Genomic DNA, 20,908 nt, shown 5'->3' on the forward strand with positions numbered 1-20,908 from the left:
CGGTTCTCCGGATCGGTCACCTTGGCGTACAGCCACGGCGTCAACGACCCCGCCGCCCAGGAGGCGGAACCCGGCAGCGCCGGGTCCATGCCCAGGCCGTCGATGCTCGGCTTGTGGAGGTCGACGCTGCTGGTGAGCCACTCGGTCCACGGGCCGACGACGCCGCTGGTGGTCTCACCACGTGCACGCCAGCGGATCTTCATGCCGTCGGTGAGATTGCCTGCCGGGACCTGAGCCCACGCGTTGGCACCGGAATGCGCGGCAGTGGTGCCCCTGCCCTCCCAGATCAGGCCCGTGCCCTGAGCGGGGACAGCGGGATCATGTTCGATCTGGACTCCCAGCCGCGAGCCGCGCGAGGAAGAGTCGGTGACCTTGGCGTATATCCACGGAGTGACCGACGATGCCGTCCAGGTCGTCTCGCCCTTGGTGGCCGGAGTCAGCCCGGCGTCCGAAGCAGCCGGCTTGGTCACGTCAACGGAGGCGCTCTGCCACAGCGACCAGGCACCCTCCACTCCCCCGGTGGTGACCCCGCGGACCCGCCAGCGGATCTTCATACCGTCGGTGAGCGTGCCCGCCGGGACCTGGAGCCACGCGTTGCCGCCCGAGGCATAAGAGGTGGTGGCCTTGCCGGACCAGATCAGGCCGACGCCCTGGCCGGTGGCGGCCGGGTCGTGCTCGACCTCCGCGCCGAGGAAGAGCTTCGCCCCGCCGGCATCGGTGACCTTGGCGTACAACCACGGGGTGGCCGAAGCCAGTGTCCACGAGTCGGCACCACGCGTCGCGGGCAGGGCACCCAGGCCGTTGCCTGCCGTACCGCTGACCACGATCGTGGAGGTCTGCCATTCCGACCATGGGCCTGTCACCCCGGAGGAGGTGGAGGCACGCAGGCGCCAGCGGATCAGCCAGCCGTCCTTCAGCTTGCCCGCGGTTACGGCAGGCGACTGCAACCAACACCTGCTGGTGGTGGAACACCCGGTAGTGGACACCTCACCAGAACCAGACCAGATCACTCCCGTGCCCTGAGCCGGAACCGACGGATCGTGCTCGACCTGTGCTTCCAGACGAAGCGTTCGCGAATCCGGGTCAACGCCGTAGGCGGAGAACGACGGCTGGACGGACGTCAGCGTCCACAACCCCGACGCCACCTGTCCCGAAGAAACCGACAAGTCAGAGACGACCGGCTTCGAGGTGTCGACGCGTCCGGTCTGCCACTCCGACCACGCACCTACTGTCCCGGAGGAGGCGGAGGCACGCAGGCGCCAGCGGATCAGCCAGCCGTCCTTCAGCTTGCCCGCCGTAACCGCCGGTGTCTGCAGCCAGCACCTGCTAGTGGTGGAACACCCGGTGGTGGACAGGTCACCAGAACCAGACCAGATGACGCCTGTGCCCTGCCCGGCAGCCGACGGGTTGTGCTCGACCTGTGCTTCCAGACGAAGCGTTCGCGACTCCGGATCAGCGCCGTAGGCGGAGAACGACGGCTGCGTGGACGGGAACGTCCACAACCCCGACGTCGCTTGTCCAGGGGAAACCGACTGTCCTGAGATCACCGGCTTGGAAGTGTCCACCCGTCCGGCCTGCCACGCCGACCACGCACCCACCACCCCAGTGGAGGCGGACGCGCGAAGGCGCCAGCGGAACAGCCACCCGTCCCTTAACTTGCCCGCCGCGACCGCGGGCGTCTGCAGCCAACACCTGCTCGACGTCGAACACCCCGAGGCCGACAGGTCACCGGAGCCGGACCAGATCAGCCCGGAACCCTGCGCGGGAGCCGACGGGTCGTGCTCGATCTGCACTTCCAGGCGAAGCGTCCGCGATCCAGGGTCGGTCCCGTAAGCGGAGAACGACGGCTGGGTCGAGGGAATCGTCCACAGTCCCGACACCGACTGCCCCGGAGACGCCGACAGCTCCGACACCACCGGCAGAGATACGGCGGACTGGGCCTTAGCTGCGCCGCGCCGGGAGGAGGCGTCGCTGGTCATCGTGGAGACTCTGCGGATTCCCGCAGCCTGGGCATGTACGCCGGGGGCCGGGGGCTCGTCGGATCGCACGTTCCAGGACAACGGGGGCGGGGAGTTCAGTCCGTTGGTCGCGGGCTTGTCGCTCACGCGGGGGGCCTGCTCCAGCGGCAGAGAGCCCTTCGGTCGCTTGGTGTCGCCGGGGTTGCCCACGCCGTCAGGCTGCGTGGTCTCTGTGCCCACGAGGTGCGGGAGTCCTTCGGCGGAGCCCGAGAGCTGGGTCGGGACCGTCGTCGAGGAGCCGGAGCTCGGTGACCCCGGGATCTCAAGTCGGGTGGGGTTGGGATCGGTGGTCGTCGCCACGGCGTCCACCACGAGGAAGCCGGGCAAGAGCGCAATCACCACGGCGACAGCCGTTCGGGCGATCCAGCGTGATGGGCCGCTTCTGCCGAGCCCGAACCGGCTCCGGCCCAGCACGCTCTCACGACTCCGTGCACGCGCCATGGCTACGCCTCGCTATTCACCAAGAAGAAGCCCCGTATCGGCCTGACGGACGCCATAAGCCGCATGTAAAGACACGCGCAGTTGTATCGAAATAGGAATCTTTCAACTAGATCTTGACAATCCAGGCCCGACGGGCTGGACATACGCCGCATAGCGCATCCAGGAGTACGCGCAGGTCACGGCATCAGCGTCAGTGTCAACAATTGCTTTGATGTGACGCAAATCACACATGGACAGTCGCGCCCTGGTCGTGGAGTCAGTCCCACGCAGAGCGGCTTCCAGCTCCAACACATTCGCCTCTTCGATAATGCGATGCTCGGATGCGATGAGTTCGGGCCGTCGTTGGGGCCCTATCGGCGAGTGATGCTGCAGAGGAAGAAATCCAGGCAACCCTCAACACGCCTCAGCTGAGGTGCTCATTGACCAGCACCCATGCCTGCGAACGCCTGGCGGGAACGCAGCCGCCGATTCTCGGCCAGAACGGCGAAGGTCTTTCGACAGACCAGTCGGGACTTTCTGAGCGCCCACCACAATCTGAGCCCCAACCCGCCATCCCAGCCCGAAAATCGCCAAGATCTGCAGGCTGCTTCTCATAGGGGTTCCGTTTCCCCGAGGAGCTGAGGCCGCGGCGATCGCCTGCTCCGGTTCTCACTGCACCGGCTAAGGGCGATCGCCGCCTAGGTTCCCCCTGGGCACCGGAGCCACGGAACGCCCCGGATGTCTTTCCGGTGGTGAATCGAGCCTGCCCAGCAGCATCGGGACGACCAGGCATATCGTCGACCAGCGCAGGGATCAGCGACAACAGCGCCAGCTCACTAGATGATTGAGCCCAAGGGCTTCGGCTCACAGCTAGTGGTCGTAGCGCACGTTTGCTGCTGTGGATCCGCGTGCCGTCGTGGTGCCGACACACTCAGCGGCCTTGGAGGCACACTGGCGAACTAGTCGGTTACGGCTTGCTCGGCGAGGTCGCCGTCAAAGGTGATCGGGCGGATGTCGAGCTGGGCGCCCCATTTGAAGAGCCGGACAGGATCGGCCATCGATGGCGAGGACGTGGACGGCGCTTTGGGCGTGGCGTACGGCTGGTCAGCCACCACTCAGGCAGGCCGCATGGAGGATCCATGCGTCGTCCGCGTGGAGCATCCATGCGGACGACGGCTCCGACAGATCCGCGTCATCCGCCCCGTGATCTCAGGTCCGCGAGAAGGTCGGGGATGAGCCGTTCCTCCATGACCGCCCGGCCTGTTCCCGCCATGCGCTCGGCCAGCCCCCGCGCCCAAGGGCTGCCGGATCGGCTGCCTCGCAGCGGCTCCGAGTCACCGTCTGCCAGCGCGCGGTCATAGGTCTCCAGGTCCATCCGCCACGGTTTCGCCCCATGGCGGTTGATCGCGTCGGCGGTGGTCCGGAGGCCGGTCCAGTCAAAGTCTCCCCGCCAGTACACGGGTCGGCCCGCGCACGCCGCGAGCAACCGGTGACACGCGATCGAAGGCATCCCCTCCGTGCAGATCAGGGCCGCGTCGGACATGCCCGCGGCGGCCCTGAGGACGGCTGGGTTCTCGCACACGTAGACGACCGGCGACGTCACCGTGACGGGCATGGTGACAAGCTGGTGCAGCGTGACCCGGAACGGGGTGGAGTGGCGAGCCGCCGACGACAGCCAGTCGGCGAGGGGTGAGCCCTTGGCCGACACCCCGAGGACCAGAACCTGGCTGGCCAGGTCGTCCACGATCACACCCGCGGACTCCCACAGCGCCCGCCGCCCCGCGGCCTTCGCCGGAGCGGTCTCGCCCGCGCGGCACGCCAGTGCGCGCAGCACGAGCCTGGCGAGCGGCGTGCCGGAGAGCGCCTTGGTGTCCCCTGTCGCCCGCTCGGCGATCATGGTCAGCGGGGTCGGGTCGGAAGGAAGCAGGTCGAGTACGGCGCGGGCGTGGCGGACCAGTTCGGTGCCGCCCTGCCGGACGAGTTTGGTCAGCGTGCCGTCGGCTGACAGCGAGTTGAGCCAGTCGGTGAACCAGGGCTCGCCGGCGTGCCGGCTGGCGGAGAGTGTGGCGACGATCCCGGCCCTGGCCGCGTCCTCGTGCGCCCGTCCCTCTGACTGCACGGCGATGCGGCCGACCAGCTCGTGTACGGCGGCGCGGAGATCGTCGCAGATGCCCGCCTCGCGCAGGGCGCTCTGGATCAGCTCCGGCCGTACGCTCAGTGATCCGGTACCGTGCCGGTCCCTGCGGCCCAGGAGTGCGGCGACCGCCTTGCGTTCGGCGTCGGACGGTGTCGCCAGCACGATCGGGGTGTGGAGATCCTGGCCGAGCTCGATCCGCTTGACCAGCCGGGAGAGCAGCCGGTCCAGCTCCGGGGCGCCGAGTGTGCGGCGCAGCCGTACGACATCCGTCACCACAGGGGGTCGCTCGGCTGGCGGTGCTGTGCGGTGCGCTCCACTCGTTCGGCGGCGGTGCCGTCCCATTCCCAGGTAGTCACGTGGACGGCGTCGATGCCGTCCCGGCGGACCAGTTGGTGTGCGGCGATGCCCGGTACCGTCGAGTAGAACCCCCATTCCCGCTCGCTGGTCATCGCCACGTCGAGGTCGAAGGTCGTCAGCAGGCCCAGGCATTTGGCGCGGGCGTCGTCGTCCACGCCCGCGAACGCCTCGTCGAGGGTGACCAGCCTGGGGGCGTGCGGATGCGCGGAACGGTAGTGGGAGGACGCCGCGGCGAACAGCGGCAGCGACACGGTCAGGACCCGCTCGCCGCCCGAGGCGGGGCCGGAGGCGGGCCGCCAGCCGCCGTCCTGGTGCCGTTCGATGACGAACGTGTGCCATTCCCGGTAGTCCAGTGCTCGGCGCAGGTGCTCAGCCCAGGTGCCGTGCTCGTTCTGGAGTCGTTCGGCTTCGATCTGCGCCTGCAGGAAGTCGCTGACCGCGGCTCTGTCGTCCGGGGACCACATGTCCGCCCCTTGCCGCAGCAGCCTGGCCCTGGCCTCGGCCAGTCCAGCCGGACCGTCCTTCCTGGGCAGCCATGACATGCGCAGCCTCATGCCGGTCGAGGTGGGCCGTTCCTTCAGTTCCCGGTTCATCTGCGCGACCTGTTCGTCGCCGTCGGCGATGAGTTGCTGCAGGTGCGCGGCGACATCGTTGACCAGGTGCTCCTCGACGATCTCCCGCTGGCGGGCGGTGAGTGTGCGCTCCCGGTAGTCGATCTCGCCGTCGAGCAGCGCGGTCAGCTCGCCAGGCGGACGCTCCCTGCCCTGGAACTGGATCGTCACCACGAACCAGTCCGACAGCCCGGCCATGGCGTGGTGGCCGTGACGGGTGAGGGCTTCGGCCAGCTCGCCGTACCTGCGGGTGATCTCGTCCTGCACTCTGCGCCAGGCGTCGTCGGAGTCGTCCACGTCGGCGAGGAGCTGTTCGGCCCGGCGCGCCAGCCGTACGGCGGGATCGGCCGCCCACGAGCCGGGCTGCTCGATGTCGCAGGCGACGGAGAGCAGCCCGGTCTCGGTGAACCTTCGCAGCGCCGCGACGGCCAGGTCGCGCCGTTCGAGGACCGCGGTCATGCTCTCGACGAGCTGTTCCTCCCTGCCCTGGGCTCTGGCTCGGCGTTCTCCGGCCTCTCGGTGCCTGCCGTCCAGACTCTTGATCTCGGCGGCCAGCGCGCTGATCCGTTCCTTCGCCTCGGCCAGGCGAGCCTTGAGCTCGTCGACTGAGGCGCCGACCGCGGCCTGGAGCGCCATCAACCGTCCGTGCTGTTCCGCGGCGTTGCGCACGGCTTCTCGCTCACGCTCGCGGGCGTGTCCCAGTTCGCGCTCCGCCGATTCCAGCTCACCCGTCCAGGTGACGATCTCCGCCGCCCGGCCGGCGTGCAGTCGTACGGCGGCGACCAGCTCGGTGATCACCTGCCGGTAGTCGGCCAGCGCCTCCCTGACATCGGCCAGCCCGGTCAGCGAAGCGGGCAGCCCGGTGTCCTCCGCCGCGCGGTCCCGATCCGCCACGGCCCGCGTGAGATCGTCTTCGGCCCAGCTCACCTGGTTCGTCTGGTCCTCGACCAACCGCACGGCCTCCGCTCGCCGGTCGGCGGCCGTGGCCACTGCGGCGTGCGCGGTGCGGAGTTCCTCGTCGCGCGGGTGGCCTTCCGCCTCCGCGGCCACGACTGCCTGACGGTCCGCCAGCGTGTCGGCGGCCTTCCCCGCCTCTTCGACCGCCCGCGTGGCCGCGACGATGAGCTCGGCCAGTTCGGCCAGGCGCCGCCGACGGGCTTCCGCACGTGCCGCCGCCCCGATGTACTCGGCTCCGCCCTTGGCCCACGCCCCGTGCAGCGGCCCGAGCCGCCACCGGCCGTCGTCCGTCACGAACGGGCCGTCCTGCTCGCCCAGCCCGATCGTCGCCAGTACGGCTCGCGCCCCCTCGTCACCGGTGACCAGCGCGTCGGTGAGAGCGTGTGCGGCGGGCCTGCCCGGTATCGCGATCACATCGTGCGTGGCTGGATCGAGCAGCCGCCCGTCGGGCGTGATCCAGGCATCGAGCAGCCCCGACGCCTCCAGCGCCGCTTCGAGCCCGGCCCGCTCCCGCTCACCCAGCCCGTCCCTGAAGTCGGTCAGCTCCCACAACGCCGCACCCGCCCTGCCCTCGCGGACGCCCTCCCCTCGCGTGTACGGCGGGCGCGGCCTGGCCAGTTCGCCCTTCTCCAGCCGGTCGCGCTCGTCGTTCAGGTCGCGAAGGGCGGCTTCGGCCTGCTCCAAGCGGACGGTCGCGGCCGCGTGCTCGTTGGCCAGGTGCTGGCCGGCCCGCTGCGCGGCCGTTCGCAGGTGCCGTTCGGCGGGATGCGACCCGAGGAGGTTCGCCGTCCAGGTGGGCAGGTCGAGGTCTGCCGGGTCGGGGAGGACGAGTTCGGTCAGGCTCGTGCCGTACCGGCGCCAGGCCGTGATGTGCTCGGACGCCGCCGTCTCGAGGTCCTCCCCCGCACGGGCCAGCCGGTCGGCGGCGGCGTCCCGTTCGCCCTCCAGTCTGGCCAGGACCGTGCGCGCCGCCACCAGTTCGCGTTCCTCGGTCACCGCCAGTTCGGCGAGGGCCACCACGTGGGCCACCGCCTCGCTCCTGACGGCGGTCGCGCCGCGCGCGGCGGCCTCGGCTCTGGTGGTCGCGGCCTCGTCCGCCGATCCGGAGATCGCGGAGCAGTGGTCCTTGAGTCCTGCCCTTTCCTCGATCAGGGCGGCCTGCGACCGGCTCCGTTCCACCGCCTCGCCGGTTTCCCGCGCGGCCGCGACGGCTTCGGCATGCCTGCGCCGTCTGCCTGTTCGCGTCGTCTCGGCCCGCTCGACGGTCGCCTGAGCCGCGGTCACGGCCTTGCCCGCCTCTTCGGCCTGGCGCTCTGCCGCGTCGAGATCCTTCAGCCGAGGATCGCCCGTCAGCTCCTCACGGATCGCGTGCTGCTCGGCCAGGTCGACCTGCGCGGTCTCGAGGCCGCGCGCCGCCTCCTGTTCGGCCAGCCCTTCCTTCGTGATCTGTTCGCGAACCGTGGCGAGGTCGCGGTTGACGTGCTCGTAGGCGGAGTGCGCCACGCGCAGCTCGCGGCTCTGCCGCCTGGCGGCCACAGCCGCGTAGCGCCGGTAGCGCTCCAGGAAGCGGCGCACGTGCTCGCGGGTGTCGCGGAGCCCGGCGAGCTCGTTGCGCTGCTGCTCCAGGTCGTGGAACGCGGCGGCCACGTCGGAGATGAGCGCCTGATCGACGGGGGCCAGCGCCTGCGACAGGGCCTCCGACAGCTTCGCCTCGTCGGGGCGCTTGGACAACTGGGGCTGCCGGAGCTGGATCAGCAGGTTGATGAGCGCGTCGTACCGCTCCGCGCCCAGGTGGAACAGGTGCTCGTCGAGCATCCGCCGATACTGCTCGGCCCGCTGGGTCACCTGTCCGGACAGCCCGATGGCCTCGGTGAGGCGGTCCCGGGACAGGGCCGTCCCGTTCTTCCCGATGAGGTAGAGCTCCTCCCCGACCCGCTGGGAGGTCAGGAAGAACCAGCGGTCGGCGACGCCCCGTCCCTTCACCGCCTTGAGGCCGCAGCCGATGGTGACGTAGGCGCGCTCGCCGTCCTCGGTGATCCGCCCGAACTCCAGCCAGGTGTAACCGAGCCGCTCGTCGTACTTGCCGCCGAGGAGGAGATTCCACTCCATGCGCTTGCCGCGGTCGCCGTCGGGCTCGACCCGGCTCGGGGACAGCTCACCGTCCAGGAGGAAGGGCAGCGTCAGCGCCAGCACCTTCGACTTGCCGGTGCCGTTGTTCCCGCGGAACAGGATCCTGCCGTCGCGGAACCAGAACTCCTGGTAGTCGTAGTAGAACAGGTCCACCAGGCCGGTGCGCAGCGGCTGCCAGCGGCTGGTGGAGGCGATCGGCAGGGTCATTCCTCGCTCTTTCCGGTGATCACGGCCTCGGCGAAGCCGAAGCGCGCCAAGGCCGGCAGCGAGGTCACGGCCTGCCCCCGAACCTGGATGAGCCCCAGCGCCTGCAGGCGGTGGACGGCCCCGGAAGTCAGGTCCGGTACGGAGGCGTTCTTCCGCCAGTGCGTACGATGCCTCTCGGCGAGGCCGGCCATGTGCTCATGGAGCTCGTCGAGGTGGACGGGCTGCTCCGGGTACATCCTCAGCCGTTCGGCCAGGTGCTCGGCGAGCAGCAGTGTCGCGTGACCGTCGGTGCCCTCTTCAGGCATGCCCAGATCGGTGGCCTCGCCGGTGGGGTCGAGCAGGGCGATGCCTTCCGCCCTGACCTCCGCGACGAATCCCGTCGCATCGACGATCCTTTTGATCATCGGTCCTCGCTGCCGTTCCAGATACGTCCGCTCGGGTTCGGTCAGTTCCCGGTAGTAGAGGACCGGGTCGTCCAGCAGGCGTCTGGTGAGCGAGTGGCGGATCAACCTGTTGCGGCCGTCCTCGGTGTCGGAGACGACCTCGGCGGTGATCTCCGCGAGCCGTTCGTCGAGCTCGGCCGAGGTCACCGTGGAAGGTCCCCTGCGGGTGGTCAGCAGCACCGCCAGCACGCGGCGGTCCACGTCATACAGGGCGTCGCCGGATCCGCTGACGAAGGCCGACTCGTTCCCCGCGACCTTGGCGAGAACGCCCGTGGCGATCAGCAGGCCCGAGACGGCCACCAGGTCCGCCCGTTCGTCGCGGTTCGCCAGCGTGAAGGTGACGCCCGCGGCGGCCAGCTCCTCGTCTCCCGCGAAGGCCAGGAGCCGTTCGGCCAGCCAGCCGAGCGTCACCTGGCTCTCCGCCCGTTCCAGAGCCGCCAGAGCCAGGCAGACCAGAACGTAGCGGCGACGGCTGAAGGCCACCTTGCCCTTGGCCTGGGCGGCACGGGTACCGTCGCGGTGGCGCGCCGGCACCTTGCGCAGCCGGGCCACGGCGGTGTCGGCGTAGAGCGCCCAGCCGGTCTCGCGGGCGAACCAGTCGGTCAGCCACCCCGCGTGCTTGCGCACCAGCTTGTACTCGGGCAGCTCCGGGGTCAGCAGGGGGCGGCGCAGCAGAGCGCGTACCGCCTTGCGTCGCTCCTCCTCCTGCTGCGCCTCCAGGACGTCCCTCACCTCAGCCACCCGACACCTCCACCGGGCTCGTCAGGTCGATGATCGTCAGCTCGTGGTCAGGGCCGCGGAGCACGCCGGACTCGGTGCGGATCTCCGCGTATCCGTCTACCGGGTGCATGGCGATCTCCAGACTGCCGTCGGCCGTCCTGGTCCTGACCTCACCGGGCCCGAGCGACAGCGCCTCCCCCAGCAAGCGCAGGAACAACTGGAACTCCGCCGGGTCCAGCATGCCGAGCTCGCTCAGCAGGATGGGCCTGCCAGTGGCCAGCCGCCTGCGGGCCAGGTCGGCCTGCTCACGCTCGGCGGCCACGAACTCGGCCAGGTGAGCGCGCTGCCGACTGCGGTCGACGACCTTGCTCGGCGCCCCGCGACGCTGGTAGCTGCCGGTGGCGCGCAGCCGTACGGAGATCTCCACCTGAGGCGCCTGCGACCAGCTGACGGACGCCGGCACGTCATCTCCGGCGTCGCTCTCGACGGTCAGATGGCGTGACGAGGTCAGACCGAACGCCGCCCGCCACAGCCGATGGGCGTCAGCGTCGGTGGGACACTGGGCGAACCAGCGGGCCAGCGCCCGGAAATCGGCCGACCTGTCGCTACGACCCGCCCTGCGCTCCTGCAACACGCTGATCGTCGCGAGCAGGTCGGGTATGGCCTGGCGGGCCCGGCCGCGAAGAAGATCCGCCTGGCACGGACGCGCCCGATCCCCCACGAACCACGACCGCAGCCCCGACCAGCGGTTGCGCCACTCCAGCAGCTTGGACTCGGCGGCTTCACCCGGCTCGGCCTCCTCGCCCGGGGCCACATCGGCGGCCTCCCGGTCGGCGGCCAGCCGCAACAGGCCTTCGGCGTCCCCCAGCTCGCGCAGCGTCACCGCGATGTCGTAGGCCTTGACGACCAGCTCCGAGACAAAGCGTTCGAGGTAGGCGATCAGCCGGTCCTTGTAGGCGAGGAACGCCTCCTCCTCGATGTCCTGCAGGTCGATGGTCCGCTGGAGACCGCCCATGAAGGCGCTGGCGTTCGCGGCCAGGCTGTCGAGCCTGTTCACGATCTCCAGCAGGAGGCTGTGCACCACCGCGGCGTCCGGCCGCTCGTCCAGACCGGTGAGCGCGTGCAACCGAACCCGGATGTCCTCAAGCGCGACGGCCTGCAGTTCGCCTCGTCGGCCAACCTCCTGCTCGAAGACGTCAAGAGCCCGCTCGGCGGCCTCGCCTTCCCGGCTGAGCTGGTAGAGGTAGCGGGCACGGTAAAAGTCCTCGACCGTGGTGACCCGTCCGGTGTCCGGGTCCGCTCGCAGGTTTCCCCAGTCCTTCAGGCTGCTCAGCGCCTTGTCCACCTGGTCCTGCCCGACTGGAGCACTGCCGCCCGCGCGGAGCGCCTCCGCCACGTCCTCCGGACGGAGGTGAACCACGAACCGTCGCTTGTTGGCTGTGAACACGTTCATCACTCGGCGGTAAAGCGGGGCGAGGGGGGTATCCAGGTGCGTGAAGATGCTTGTCCGTGAATGAGTCATGACAATAGGTCAGTATGCCCGAGTGGACAGGGGCCGACATGTGTGTCACGAGCGGAGGCTGACGTCCTCCCGTCGTTCTTTGGGGCGACGAGATCAGATGGCGCGGTTCATCCCCCCGGCCACCATCGCCGACGAAGCGTCCTGAGAGGCCGACACTCCAGTACGTTGGGTCCGATGAACCATCAGCGCATGGAGATCATGCTGCCGGAGCATGGCCACCGGCCGAGCAGAGAAGCGATGCCCGCACAGCCGAACGTCTCGGGCGGCAGACCGCACATGCAGAAGCTGCCCTCGCTCCAGGCGTCCTCCAACGTGCGGCACTCGCGGCCTCCACCGCCTTGACCATGTCCTGCAGGTAGGGCCACCCCCAAAGATCAGGGACCAGCATCAGCCGGGTCTCCATCTCCAGTTCGCGCAACGTGTGGAGGTAGTGCTGAGTCGTTTCCAGCGACGCGTGGCCGAGTCGGATGCGCACCCAGTCCAGCGGGTCGCCCCAGATCATCCAGTAGTAGCGGCTGGCCTCCCGAAACACTCACGATGGCTACACCGCCGGAGCGAGGGCGGCCTGGCGCTGGACTTCCTACCCGGATACGACACCGGCCCCGAGCCCCTGGACCGGGTCGCCGCCTCCACGGCTACGCCAGGCTCTCGCGGGGTGAACCCATTTGCCCGGCCGAACCACTCGGCTGACACCCGACCTCCACGCCCAAGGTCCGACGATGATCGACTCTTGTGAACTCGAGAGCTGAGGCCAACCTGAGCGACCACAAAATAGATCATGTTCAATCAGCGCATCGCCAGGACTGGATGGGGTAAAGAACCCGCCATGCGCGCCGCGATTCGTGGGACTGCCGCGACCAGCGCGTTGGACGAGAAACAGCATGACCGCTGGGACTATCGCAGGGACGGTGCAGTGAGCGCAGGAAGACGGGGCCAAGGACCTGCGGCATGGGTCGTTCGTGGCGGGCAGAACGGCGAGGTCGAAGCTCGTGCTCTCAACGAGGGGCTGACCCTGATCAGCTGGGCGGAACTTGGCGATCTTTCCGCGTACGCCACGAAAGAACAGCTTCGAGCGGCGTGTGTTCGCGAGTACCCAGACCTGTCGCCCGGCCACGTGGTGAGCCAGACCTGGAGATTCGCCCAAGAGATAGAACCCGGCGACTTCATCGTCATGCCCCTTAAGTCGGACCATTACAAGATCGCCATCGGTCGGGCAGTAGGGCAATACGAGTACCGGCCCACCGATGACCAGGAGTTCCCTCACATTCGGGCAGTCGAATGGTTCCCAAAGCGGCCGCTCCGCGACACGCTGAAGTCGGACCTCCGCGCAAGCATGGGTTCCCTGCTCACCGTCTCCAGACTCCGCCGGCACGAAGCGCCGAGCCGGATCGCCCACCTTGCCGAAACCGGAATCGACCCCGGAGTCGACGGTGAGCCGGAGATCACCAGCGTGTCCCAGCTTCTGGAAGAGGCGGTTGCCGAGGCGGAAACCGACCCGCGCTCGCCGAAGATGCTGACCATTCGCCATCTCCTCGCCCACTGGGGAGAATGGCGACGTACTGCTGCTGTCGTTGAGCTGATCAGCGGCGAGCTGGCGGACGTCGGTCTGACGACACGCCCGCACTTCACTGAGGGCTCCGTAGACACCGTAGTCGCGTTGGTACCCATCGAGAAGGAGCCAGACGACTCTACGGAGCCGACCCCGGCCAGGGAACCCGTCACCGAGACCGTGCGAAGGAGACGTCGGGCAAGCTACGGCTCGGGGATCTGCCGTCCAAGGCGGTGTCGGTGCTGCCCAGCACGTCTCTGACCGCAGCCCGGACCTTGATGTTGCGAAAGAGGTTCTCGCAGCTCCCGGTCATCGACGATGACGACACACTTCGCGGTGCGGTGACGTGGGAATCGATCGGCAAGGCATACATTTCCTCCGAGGCCCCGACCCTTGCCGATGCCACCGCCAAGGCACACGTCGTCGATCATGACGCGAACGTGCTCGACTTGATTGAGTACATCCAGCGGGACGGATTCGTACTCGTTCGAGACAATGATCGTAAGAGCGTGACGGGCATCGTGACGGCCGCGGACCTGAGCGGCAAGTTCGGCCAGCATGCCAAACCGTTCCTCCTGATCGAGAACGCCGAAACCAGGCTCCGAAACGCTGCGGAGATCTTCAGCGTCCAGGACCTTCGAGATGCCGTCCCTCCGTACCGGCAGAAGAAGGTGCACTCACCGAAGGACCTCACGTTCGGCAATTACCGGCATTTGCTCGAGGATGCGACACGTTGGCAGACCCTTGACTGGAAGATCGAGCAAGCCGATCTGCTCGACCTACTGGAGACGGTCAGGAAGCTGCGGAATGACCTCATGCACTTCTCGCTGGATGCCCTGTCTCCGCAGCAGAGCGAGGCCATCGACGAACTTCTGATCCTGTTGGACGCTGCGGCACCGGAGAAGTAGCCCGGACCCATCAGGGGCGGATTCTCGATCCAGGCCGCGTGGGAGCTGTCGAGTGGCCCGCTTGAGTGTTCCGTTTCACCTTTCTTCTCTCAAAGCAAGTTGGAACAGGGTCAAAAGCCGGCTTGTCCGGGAGTAGGCCCCACGGCTTCTCCACCGAAAAAGCTCGGAGCAGGGTGCAGCCCGGCGTCTTCCGGTCTGGGGTTGACTCTCACACCTTGAAGATCTCCGGCTCCTCGAGGCTGGCTCCCGTTTGGGCGCCGTGCGTAGACCACCCGGCCATAGTCAACGCCCCTCGGTCTGGTCGAAGCTCATCAGAACCCCGACTACCGGGACGCGAGACCAGCCACCGGATCGTCAAGACCGTCGTCGGCTTCGGGACCCCGGTGTCGGTCGAGGCCCGCCCACATCCCGCGTACTGCAGCAGCAGGCCGACCGAGAAGCCGAACAAGCGGGCCGGGAGCCCTCCTGGCCAGCCGTCTGGATCATGGCTCGGGCCAGGCGTTACTCTTGCTCGAGCCACAGAACCAGGCCATCCTGCCTGTCGGCGGACGCCTTGTAACCCCGACAGGCCAGTTCGGCTGAGTTCACGTGTTCGTGGGAGACCACTCCGCGTCGGGCATGCGGATGATCGACGTGCCGACGATGCCGAACACCACGAGCAGGATGACCGGACCGCCGAACCCCAGGAGGACGTTCCAGTCCTGGGCGCCCACGATCCAGACGATGATGCCCGAGAGCACGCCCGCAGGGAACCACCAGCCCGCCCGGCCCGCGCGTACGTAGGCGACCGCGACGAGAACCAGGCCCAGGAAGGAGCCGATCATTCCGGGCAGTTGCCAGGCGAAGATGAACGCGGGCCGCGCCGCCACCTCCATCAGCTTGTGGGCCTGCTCCACCGACAGCGCCTGATAGAGGGCGATGTCGAAGAAGTCGGAGATCATCATGGAGGAGAAGTTGATGAGGCCGATGACCGTCACCGCGCCGACCAGATTGGCCAGCACCACGCCCTTGCGGCGTACCAGGTGCACCAGCCCGATCACGCCGGGTACGAAGAGCACCCATGCGTAGTGCAGGAGCGTCGCGCTGACGTCCACGGCCGCCGGGTTCTTGGCGTACGCGAGAGGGTCGACGGGGCCGGGCTCCGTGGGGTCGGTGATCATGCCGAGGAGCAGGCAGAGGGGGGCGAGGATCAGGCTTGCGCCGGCTGCGACGCGGCGGAAGGAGTTCGCGTTGGAAACCATGCGGCGGACGGTACGGAGTGACCGTTAGCCACGTCATCAACGCAGCCTCTGACATGCCATCCCCCTCCAGGCGGATTTCGGGGACCCGGTCGGCGGATGTGGCCGCCTTTGCGAGGGCACGGCACGAGGCCCGCGGAGCGCTCCGCGGGCCTCGTCATGCGTATCGGTCACCTTTCAATGACATGCAGGTACCAGCGACCGTACTTCACGAAGCAGTAGGCGTTGTGCGGGCCGTAGTAGGAACGTGCGATCTCGCATTGGCTCAACGACCAGAAGGGGCCCTGGATCGCCGAGGTGGCGACTGTCGCGGGGGCAGCCGCCTGAGCCGTAGCGGGGACGGCGAAAGTGGCGAAGGCGGCGAGGCTGATGGCCGCGGCTGCGCGGCGGAAAGTGTTCGCGGGGAAAGTCATGGACGGGAAGCTAGAGGCTTCCCTCTCCCCCGGTCGTCAAGGCGGTCTTTGATTCCATGTCCACCGCTAGGCTGATATTCCCGTCATGGCGCCCAGCTCACAGCGATCGGGTGGAATGGTGCAACACGGGCGCGGTTACTCTCACCCCATGCTCCACCACCGTTCCCCCACCCCCATCGACTGGCTCATCGCGGCGATCGTGGCCCTGTCCGCGCTCGCGGAGGAACTCAGCAGACGCGCCACGGGCCCCACGCGCGAACACCTCGTCCTGTGGCTCGCCGCAGGAATCATCGCGGCGGCCGGAGTGCTGTTCCGGCGTCGCTCGCCGTTCGCGATCCTGTTCGTGTACTCGGCGGTCAACATCGTGCTGTTCGCTCTGCTGCGCGAGCCCGCCGCGGCCTGGCAGTTCTACACACAGCTCGTGCTGCTGTTCACGCTGCTGTCGGAGGTACGCGCGCGCAGCGTGAAGGCCGCTGCCGGCGTGATCGCGACCGGGGCATACGTGGCGTGCATGATGGTCACCAGCTCGCCTACGGCCGGACCGGGTGACTACGTGGTGGCCCTGGTCATGACCACGATCGCGGCGGGAGCGGGGCTGGCCGTGCGCCGTCACCGAGTGATCGCCGTGCAGGCGGCCGAGCGCGGAGAGCTGCTGGCCCGCGAGGCCGTTGGGGAGGAGCGCGCCCGCATCGCCCGCGAGCTGCACGACATCGTCGCCCACAGCGTCAGCGTGATGACCATGCAGACCGGCGGCGTACGGCTCATGCTGCGCTCGGACCAGGAACGCGAGCGGCAGGCGCTCACCACGGTCGAGGAGGCCGGCCGAGGAGCCCTGGACGAGTTGCAGCGCATGCTCGGCCTGCTGCGCGGGCCGCACAGCGACGCGCTACCGCCGCAGGCCGGCCTCGAGCGGCTGGACGACCTGCTGGAACAGGTCCGCTCCTCGGGGCTCGACGTGACACTCGACGTACTGGGGGAACCGGCGCCGCTGCCGGCCGGGCTCGACCTGTCGGCGTACCGGATCATTCAGGAGTCGCTGACCAACACGCTCAAGCACGCCGGCCCCACGCGGGCGATGGTGACGATCTCCTATCCCCCGGGGGAGCTCCGGCTGGAGATCGTGGATCACGGCCCGCGGGAGGGGCGACCGGCTTCCGCGAAGGGGGGCGGGCACGGGTTGATCGGCATGCGGGAGCGGGCCGCGCTGTTCCGGGGCACGCTCACCGCCGGTCCGCTGGCCGCGGGCGGCTACAGCGTGCGGGCGGTGCTCCCCCGGTGACCGGAGCAGGCGAGATCGGCATTCTGATCGCCGACGATCAGGCGATGATCAGGGCGGGGCTGCGGTTGGTGTTCGGCACCCAGCCGGACCTGTCCGTCCTCGGCGAGGCGGCCGACGGGGAGCGCGCGGTGGAGCTGGCCCGGAGCCTGCGCCCCGACGTCGTGCTGCTGGACATCGCCATGCCCCGGCTGGACGGCCTGGCGGCGGCCCGCCGGATCCTGGCCAACCCCCAGCCACCACGGGTGATCATGCTGACGGCGTACGACGACGACGAGAACCTCGACCGCTCCCTGCACGCGGGGGTCAGCGGCTTCCTGCTCAAGGTGTCGCCGCCCGAGCACCTGTTCGCGGCGGTCCGCAGCGCCGCGCGTGGCGACGTCCTGCTCGACCCGGCCGTGACCGGGCGGGTCATCGACACCTACCGCCGTACGGCGACGCCTTCCCCGCCCGTCACGGGGCTGACAGCCCGGGAAGAGCAGGTGCTGCGGCTGATAGCGCATGGGCTGTCCAACGCCGAGATCGCCGCCACGCTGTCCATCACCGAGGCCACCGTGAGCACGCACATCAACCGCCTACTGGCCAAACTGGCACTACGCGATCGCGCCCAGGCCGTACGGTACGCATACGAGTCGGGCATCGTCCGCCCCGGAGAACCACCGGCCTGACGCATCCCCGGGGCATCAGGCCCTGCCAACGCAGGGTGGTAGCGGCCCCTTGGCCTGCGACAAGTCCGTGTCATCCGCTCTGTGATCTCATGTCCACGAGAAGGTCGGGGATGAGCCGCGCCTCCATGACCGCTCGGCCTGTCCCGGTCATGCGCTCGGCCAGCCCCTGGTCCCATGGGCTGCTGGACGGGCTGCCCCCGGGTAAGGGCTTCGGCCAGCTCGCCGTACCTGAGGAAGCGTCCTGAGAGGCCACCACTCGGGTACGTTGGGTCCGATGAATGATCAGCGCGCGGAGGTCATGCGGCAGGAGCGGGGCCAGCGACCGAGCAGACAAGCGATGCCCGCACAGCCCAACGTCTCGGGCGGCAGGCCGCGCATGCGCACAGGTCGGCTGCGCGGGAGCCCGATGACCGCTTCGTTCGTCGGGCTGGCTATCGTGATCTCCGGATGCGCCAGCTCGCAGAGCGCCGCCTCACCCGCTGCACCGAGGCAGACAGCGACACCGGCGGCTGCGGAACAGTCGACGACACCACCGGCGAAGTCGCCCGCCCCGCCTGCCCCGGACGCGGCGCTCCCCAAGGACCCAGCACAGTTGGCCCGTTCGCTGACCAGCACCACCACAGCGCTCCGGAGTGCCACAGATGACTGGACTCGCGACGGGGGCGCCAAGGGGAACGCCCCTGAGTCAGTGGTACTGCTAGCCCTGCACCAGCAGCGCATCTACCGATACCTGGTCCGCAATGAGAAGGTCGCCTCCCGTACCTATTCCAGGTTGTCGAAGTCTTTGGCCAGGCAGGCGAAAGACAACGTGACAGCGGGCAGGGATCTGCTCTCCCTGGTCCGCCCCATCAGCGGGGCGGCGAAATTCCGCGTCCAGCCTCCCAAGCCCGCCGACGCACTGCTGGGTCACTTCCGGCATGCCGAGCGCCGGTTCGGCGTCGAATGGGAGGTGCTGGCAGCGGTGATGTTCGTTGAGACCAAGTTCGGCCGGGTGAGGTCACCGAGCCACACGGGCGCCAAAGGCCCCATGCAGTTCATGCCAGGAACATGGGACGCGTACGGGATGGGCGGTGACGTTCATGACACCCGGGACGCCCTGCTTGCCGCGGCCAACTACCTGCACGCGTCGGGTGCGCCGCGCGACTACCGGCGCGCGCTGTACGCGTACAACCATTCCCAGGCGTACGTCAACGCGGTGCTGCTGTACGCGCGCCAGATCAAGCAGGACATCAAAAACTACTACGCCTACTACAACTGGCAGGTCTTCGTGGTCACCACCCGCGGCGAACGCCGTCTCACCGGCCCCTGAGCTCGCGACCTGGCATTCTTCCTCCAGCGGGCGGAAGGCGGGTGCTCAGTCCAGCTCATCGTGGAGCCGTCGGTGACCGAGGGTGTGGTGCTGACGGTGGTACTGAATGTGACCACGATCGATGTCGTGCTTCAGCATGAGCCTGCCGATAGGCTCGCCGTCCGTCTGATCTATGACACTGAAATCATCCTCAATGGTGATCGCCCCATACTTAAACAGGTCTCGGTGATTGGGGCAGAGGCACAGCATGTTGGCTTTGCTGTCGGGTCCCAAGTGAGGTTGCTCTAGCCCGCGGATGTGCACGGTGGCAGCGAACCGTAGACCGCCTGGAACTTCAAGCACGGTGCCACACACCTGACAAGCATGGTTGTACACCTGCTTTAGTTCGGTCGCCAGCAACCTATCCGCGTAGACCCCAGGAGCAATCTCTTCCCGACGCCCAGGGGGAAGCTTGCGGCTCAGATGGTGTGCTGTGGTCTTCTTCGGAGAGCCATCATCTATCTGCTCAAGTCGGAACTGGATCACCGTAGGTCCATCGACACCACGTTTGGTCCAGTAATCGGCAACCGTGAAGAGCCCGTCGTAGCTATAGCCAGTCGGCGGCGAGAATCTCTCATTACCCCCAGACCCACGAATAACCCGAACTGGTAGGCCGGTCATAATGCTCTTGATGAGAGCAGCGTTACCCGAATCGTCCGCCGACTGATCCATGACCTGCACACCAGTATTGGGATCACGCCCACCATGGCCGGTGTAAATGATCACGTCCCCGTAGTCTTCATCGTCCTTGTAACCACCCGAAACGACGATGGACTCCGCGCCACCCCGCTCAGCAGTACCACAGATGCCCGCCTGAAGCGGCCGGTGCACACCCGCATTGTGCAACGCCCGACGGCTATCAAAGATAGTGCCCGACCGGATCCCCTCGATGGGACCATAGAACTCTTTTACTTTGAAGCGCTTTTGACTCTTATGTGCACGGTTACGCACCAGCGTGATATGGGCTGCAAAGTTTGACTCACGCTTTTGTGGAACAGGAAGACCCTTATCTCGCAGCGACTCGCGCGCGTGCTTAAAGATCGTATCCAGCTCCAGGAACTCAGGCTGCTCTGGGATTCCTTCGCGGATGAGGTGGATCAGCTCGCCAGTAAAAGCTGTATAGGTGTCCAGACCACCGAGCGCCGTCTTGTTCTCGGCCGTCGCCGTCATCAGGTATGTGCCAGTGACGCGGGCGCTGTTCGCGACACGCTCAGTAGGATCCTCGGCACCCATCAGCCCGAGCGCGAGCCCACTGTAGCAACAGTCAAGAATCACGATTTTGCGTCGCGCGAAACTCGCCCGAAGCTCGGTCCGTACGGTGTCGTAGGCCACCGCGCTGTACATGCGATCCTTATGCGAGTCGACCAGAGTGAGGTACAGATCGCTCTCCACGGTATGCATCAATCCATGGCCAGCGAAGTACACAATGAGGGTGTCTTTGGCCTCTTCTCGAGCCTGCCACAACGGATCCATCATGGCGTCTACCGACGCAGGGTTATGCACAATCGTGCAGTGCTCTGCCGGCAGGCCCCACAGATCAGACCGCTGCAGGAGATCACTCAAAGCCTGAAGGTTATTGGCAACGGCAGGGAGAGAGCTGAGATAGTTGTACTCACTAGTGCCAATCAGTACAGCACGCGACGTTAATGGGTCAGGTAGGGTCACTCGTGATCCTTCATAGCCTTGAGAATCTGGACAACGAGCTCCGACTCTGCCTCAGACACCACGACGGTTGTCCCCCCATGCTCAATGGTGACCTGTGGACGATGACGCCGCGTACCCCGCCACTGCGATAGCGCCTCGATGAATGCCGGCCATTGCAAGGAGCTTGTCACAAGTAGGGCGATGAGATCGAGCGTGTCACCCATCTCGCCAGGCTCTGGGTCCCTCGACTGAACGTTTTTCATCTCGATTCGCGGAGTTGGAGGACGAGGATCGCTTTGACGAGTTGCCCGGCGAGGTGAGGGCAGCAGCGGAGTTTGCGCA

At 67.6% G+C, this 20,908-nt stretch carries 14 protein-coding genes; 5 read left to right on the forward strand and 9 right to left on the reverse strand.

Annotated elements, in window-relative coordinates; all coding sequences use genetic code 11:
- The 5 genes from ABZ911_RS41075 to ABZ911_RS41095 all read right to left on the reverse strand — a co-directional run.
- Positions 1-2,357, reverse strand: a 2,357-nt coding sequence (locus ABZ911_RS41075) for a hypothetical protein (RefSeq protein ID WP_358069416.1), incomplete at its 3' end; no start/stop codon positions are given.
- 1,273 nt (positions 2,358-3,630) lie between these two features.
- The gene (locus tag ABZ911_RS41080) at positions 3,631-4,851 is read right to left on the reverse strand and encodes a TIGR02679 family protein (protein ID WP_358069419.1); all 1,221 of its coding nucleotides are present in this window, start codon (positions 4,849-4,851) and stop codon (positions 3,631-3,633) included.
- The gene (locus tag ABZ911_RS41085) at positions 4,845-8,837 is read right to left on the reverse strand and encodes a TIGR02680 family protein (RefSeq protein WP_358069422.1); all 3,993 of its coding nucleotides are present in this window, start codon (positions 8,835-8,837) and stop codon (positions 4,845-4,847) included. The genes ABZ911_RS41080 and ABZ911_RS41085 overlap by 7 nt, the downstream gene beginning before the upstream one ends.
- Positions 8,834-10,021 carry a TIGR02678 family protein gene (locus tag ABZ911_RS41090; protein WP_358069425.1) on the reverse strand — a complete coding sequence of 396 codons (1,188 nt, stop codon included), beginning with the start codon at positions 10,019-10,021 and terminating at the stop codon, positions 8,834-8,836. The genes ABZ911_RS41085 and ABZ911_RS41090 overlap by 4 nt, the downstream gene beginning before the upstream one ends.
- A complete protein-coding gene (locus ABZ911_RS41095; RefSeq protein WP_358069428.1) occupies positions 10,014-11,522 on the reverse strand; it encodes a TIGR02677 family protein in 1,509 nt (502 codons plus the stop codon). Before ABZ911_RS41095 ends, ABZ911_RS41090 begins: the two co-directional genes overlap by 8 nt.
- A gap of 778 nt (positions 11,523-12,300) precedes the next feature.
- Here ABZ911_RS41095 and ABZ911_RS41100 point away from each other — a divergent pair.
- Positions 12,301-13,332: a hypothetical protein gene (locus tag ABZ911_RS41100; protein WP_358069431.1), complete on the forward strand. Its 1,032-nt coding sequence runs from the start codon at positions 12,301-12,303 to the stop codon at positions 13,330-13,332.
- Complete coding sequence (locus tag ABZ911_RS41105; RefSeq protein ID WP_358069434.1) at positions 13,311-13,979, forward strand: CBS domain-containing protein; 669 nt, start codon at positions 13,311-13,313, stop codon at positions 13,977-13,979. The genes ABZ911_RS41100 and ABZ911_RS41105 overlap by 22 nt, the downstream gene beginning before the upstream one ends.
- 584 nt (positions 13,980-14,563) lie before the next feature.
- Here ABZ911_RS41105 and ABZ911_RS41110 read toward each other — a convergent pair.
- Complete coding sequence (locus ABZ911_RS41110; RefSeq protein WP_358069437.1) at positions 14,564-15,220, reverse strand: hypothetical protein; 657 nt, start codon at positions 15,218-15,220, stop codon at positions 14,564-14,566.
- Positions 15,221-15,387: 167 nt separating this feature from the next.
- The gene (locus tag ABZ911_RS41115; RefSeq protein ID WP_358069440.1) at positions 15,388-15,630 is read right to left on the reverse strand and encodes a hypothetical protein; all 243 of its coding nucleotides are present in this window, start codon (positions 15,628-15,630) and stop codon (positions 15,388-15,390) included.
- A gap of 148 nt (positions 15,631-15,778) precedes the next feature.
- On the opposite strand from ABZ911_RS41115, the gene ABZ911_RS41120 reads away from it, so the two are divergent.
- From ABZ911_RS41120 to ABZ911_RS41130, 3 genes are all read left to right on the forward strand, one after another.
- Positions 15,779-16,909, forward strand: a complete 1,131-nt coding sequence (locus tag ABZ911_RS41120; RefSeq protein WP_358069443.1) for a sensor histidine kinase — start codon at positions 15,779-15,781, stop codon at positions 16,907-16,909.
- Positions 16,906-17,574, forward strand: coding sequence for a response regulator transcription factor (locus ABZ911_RS41125; protein WP_358069446.1), 669 nt, complete (start codon positions 16,906-16,908; stop codon positions 17,572-17,574). Before ABZ911_RS41120 ends, ABZ911_RS41125 begins: the two co-directional genes overlap by 4 nt.
- 688 nt (positions 17,575-18,262) lie before the next feature.
- Entirely contained in the window at positions 18,263-18,883 is a 621-nt protein-coding gene (locus tag ABZ911_RS41130) for a lytic transglycosylase domain-containing protein (RefSeq protein ID WP_358069449.1), read from the forward strand.
- A gap of 45 nt (positions 18,884-18,928) precedes the next feature.
- Here the strand turns inward: ABZ911_RS41130 and ABZ911_RS41135 are convergent, their stop codons facing one another.
- The gene (locus tag ABZ911_RS41135) at positions 18,929-20,587 is read right to left on the reverse strand and encodes a YDG/SRA domain-containing protein (RefSeq protein ID WP_358069452.1); all 1,659 of its coding nucleotides are present in this window, start codon (positions 20,585-20,587) and stop codon (positions 18,929-18,931) included.
- The gene (locus ABZ911_RS41140) at positions 20,584-20,829 is read right to left on the reverse strand and encodes a hypothetical protein (protein ID WP_358069455.1); all 246 of its coding nucleotides are present in this window, start codon (positions 20,827-20,829) and stop codon (positions 20,584-20,586) included. Before ABZ911_RS41140 ends, ABZ911_RS41135 begins: the two co-directional genes overlap by 4 nt.
- Positions 20,830-20,908 lie beyond the last annotated feature (79 nt).

The sequence above is a fragment of the Nonomuraea sp. NPDC046570 genome, assembly GCF_040645915.1.
Taxonomy (GTDB): Bacteria; Actinomycetota; Actinomycetes; order Streptosporangiales; family Streptosporangiaceae; genus Nonomuraea.

Coding starts and splice junctions, on each gene's coding strand:
- ABZ911_RS41100 (WP_358069431.1), top strand. CDS start 12,301: ATGTTCAATCAGCGCATCGCCAGGACTGGATGGGGTAAAGAACCCGCC.
- ABZ911_RS41140 (WP_358069455.1), bottom strand. CDS start 20,829: ATGAAAAACGTTCAGTCGAGGGACCCAGAGCCTGGCGAGATGGGTGAC.
- ABZ911_RS41110 (WP_358069437.1), bottom strand. CDS start 15,220: ATGGTTTCCAACGCGAACTCCTTCCGCCGCGTCGCAGCCGGCGCAAGC.
- ABZ911_RS41120 (WP_358069443.1), top strand. CDS start 15,779: ATGCTCCACCACCGTTCCCCCACCCCCATCGACTGGCTCATCGCGGCG.
- ABZ911_RS41085 (WP_358069422.1), bottom strand. CDS start 8,837: ATGACCCTGCCGATCGCCTCCACCAGCCGCTGGCAGCCGCTGCGCACC.
- ABZ911_RS41115 (WP_358069440.1), bottom strand. CDS start 15,630: ATGACTTTCCCCGCGAACACTTTCCGCCGCGCAGCCGCGGCCATCAGC.
- ABZ911_RS41095 (WP_358069428.1), bottom strand. CDS start 11,522: ATGACTCATTCACGGACAAGCATCTTCACGCACCTGGATACCCCCCTC.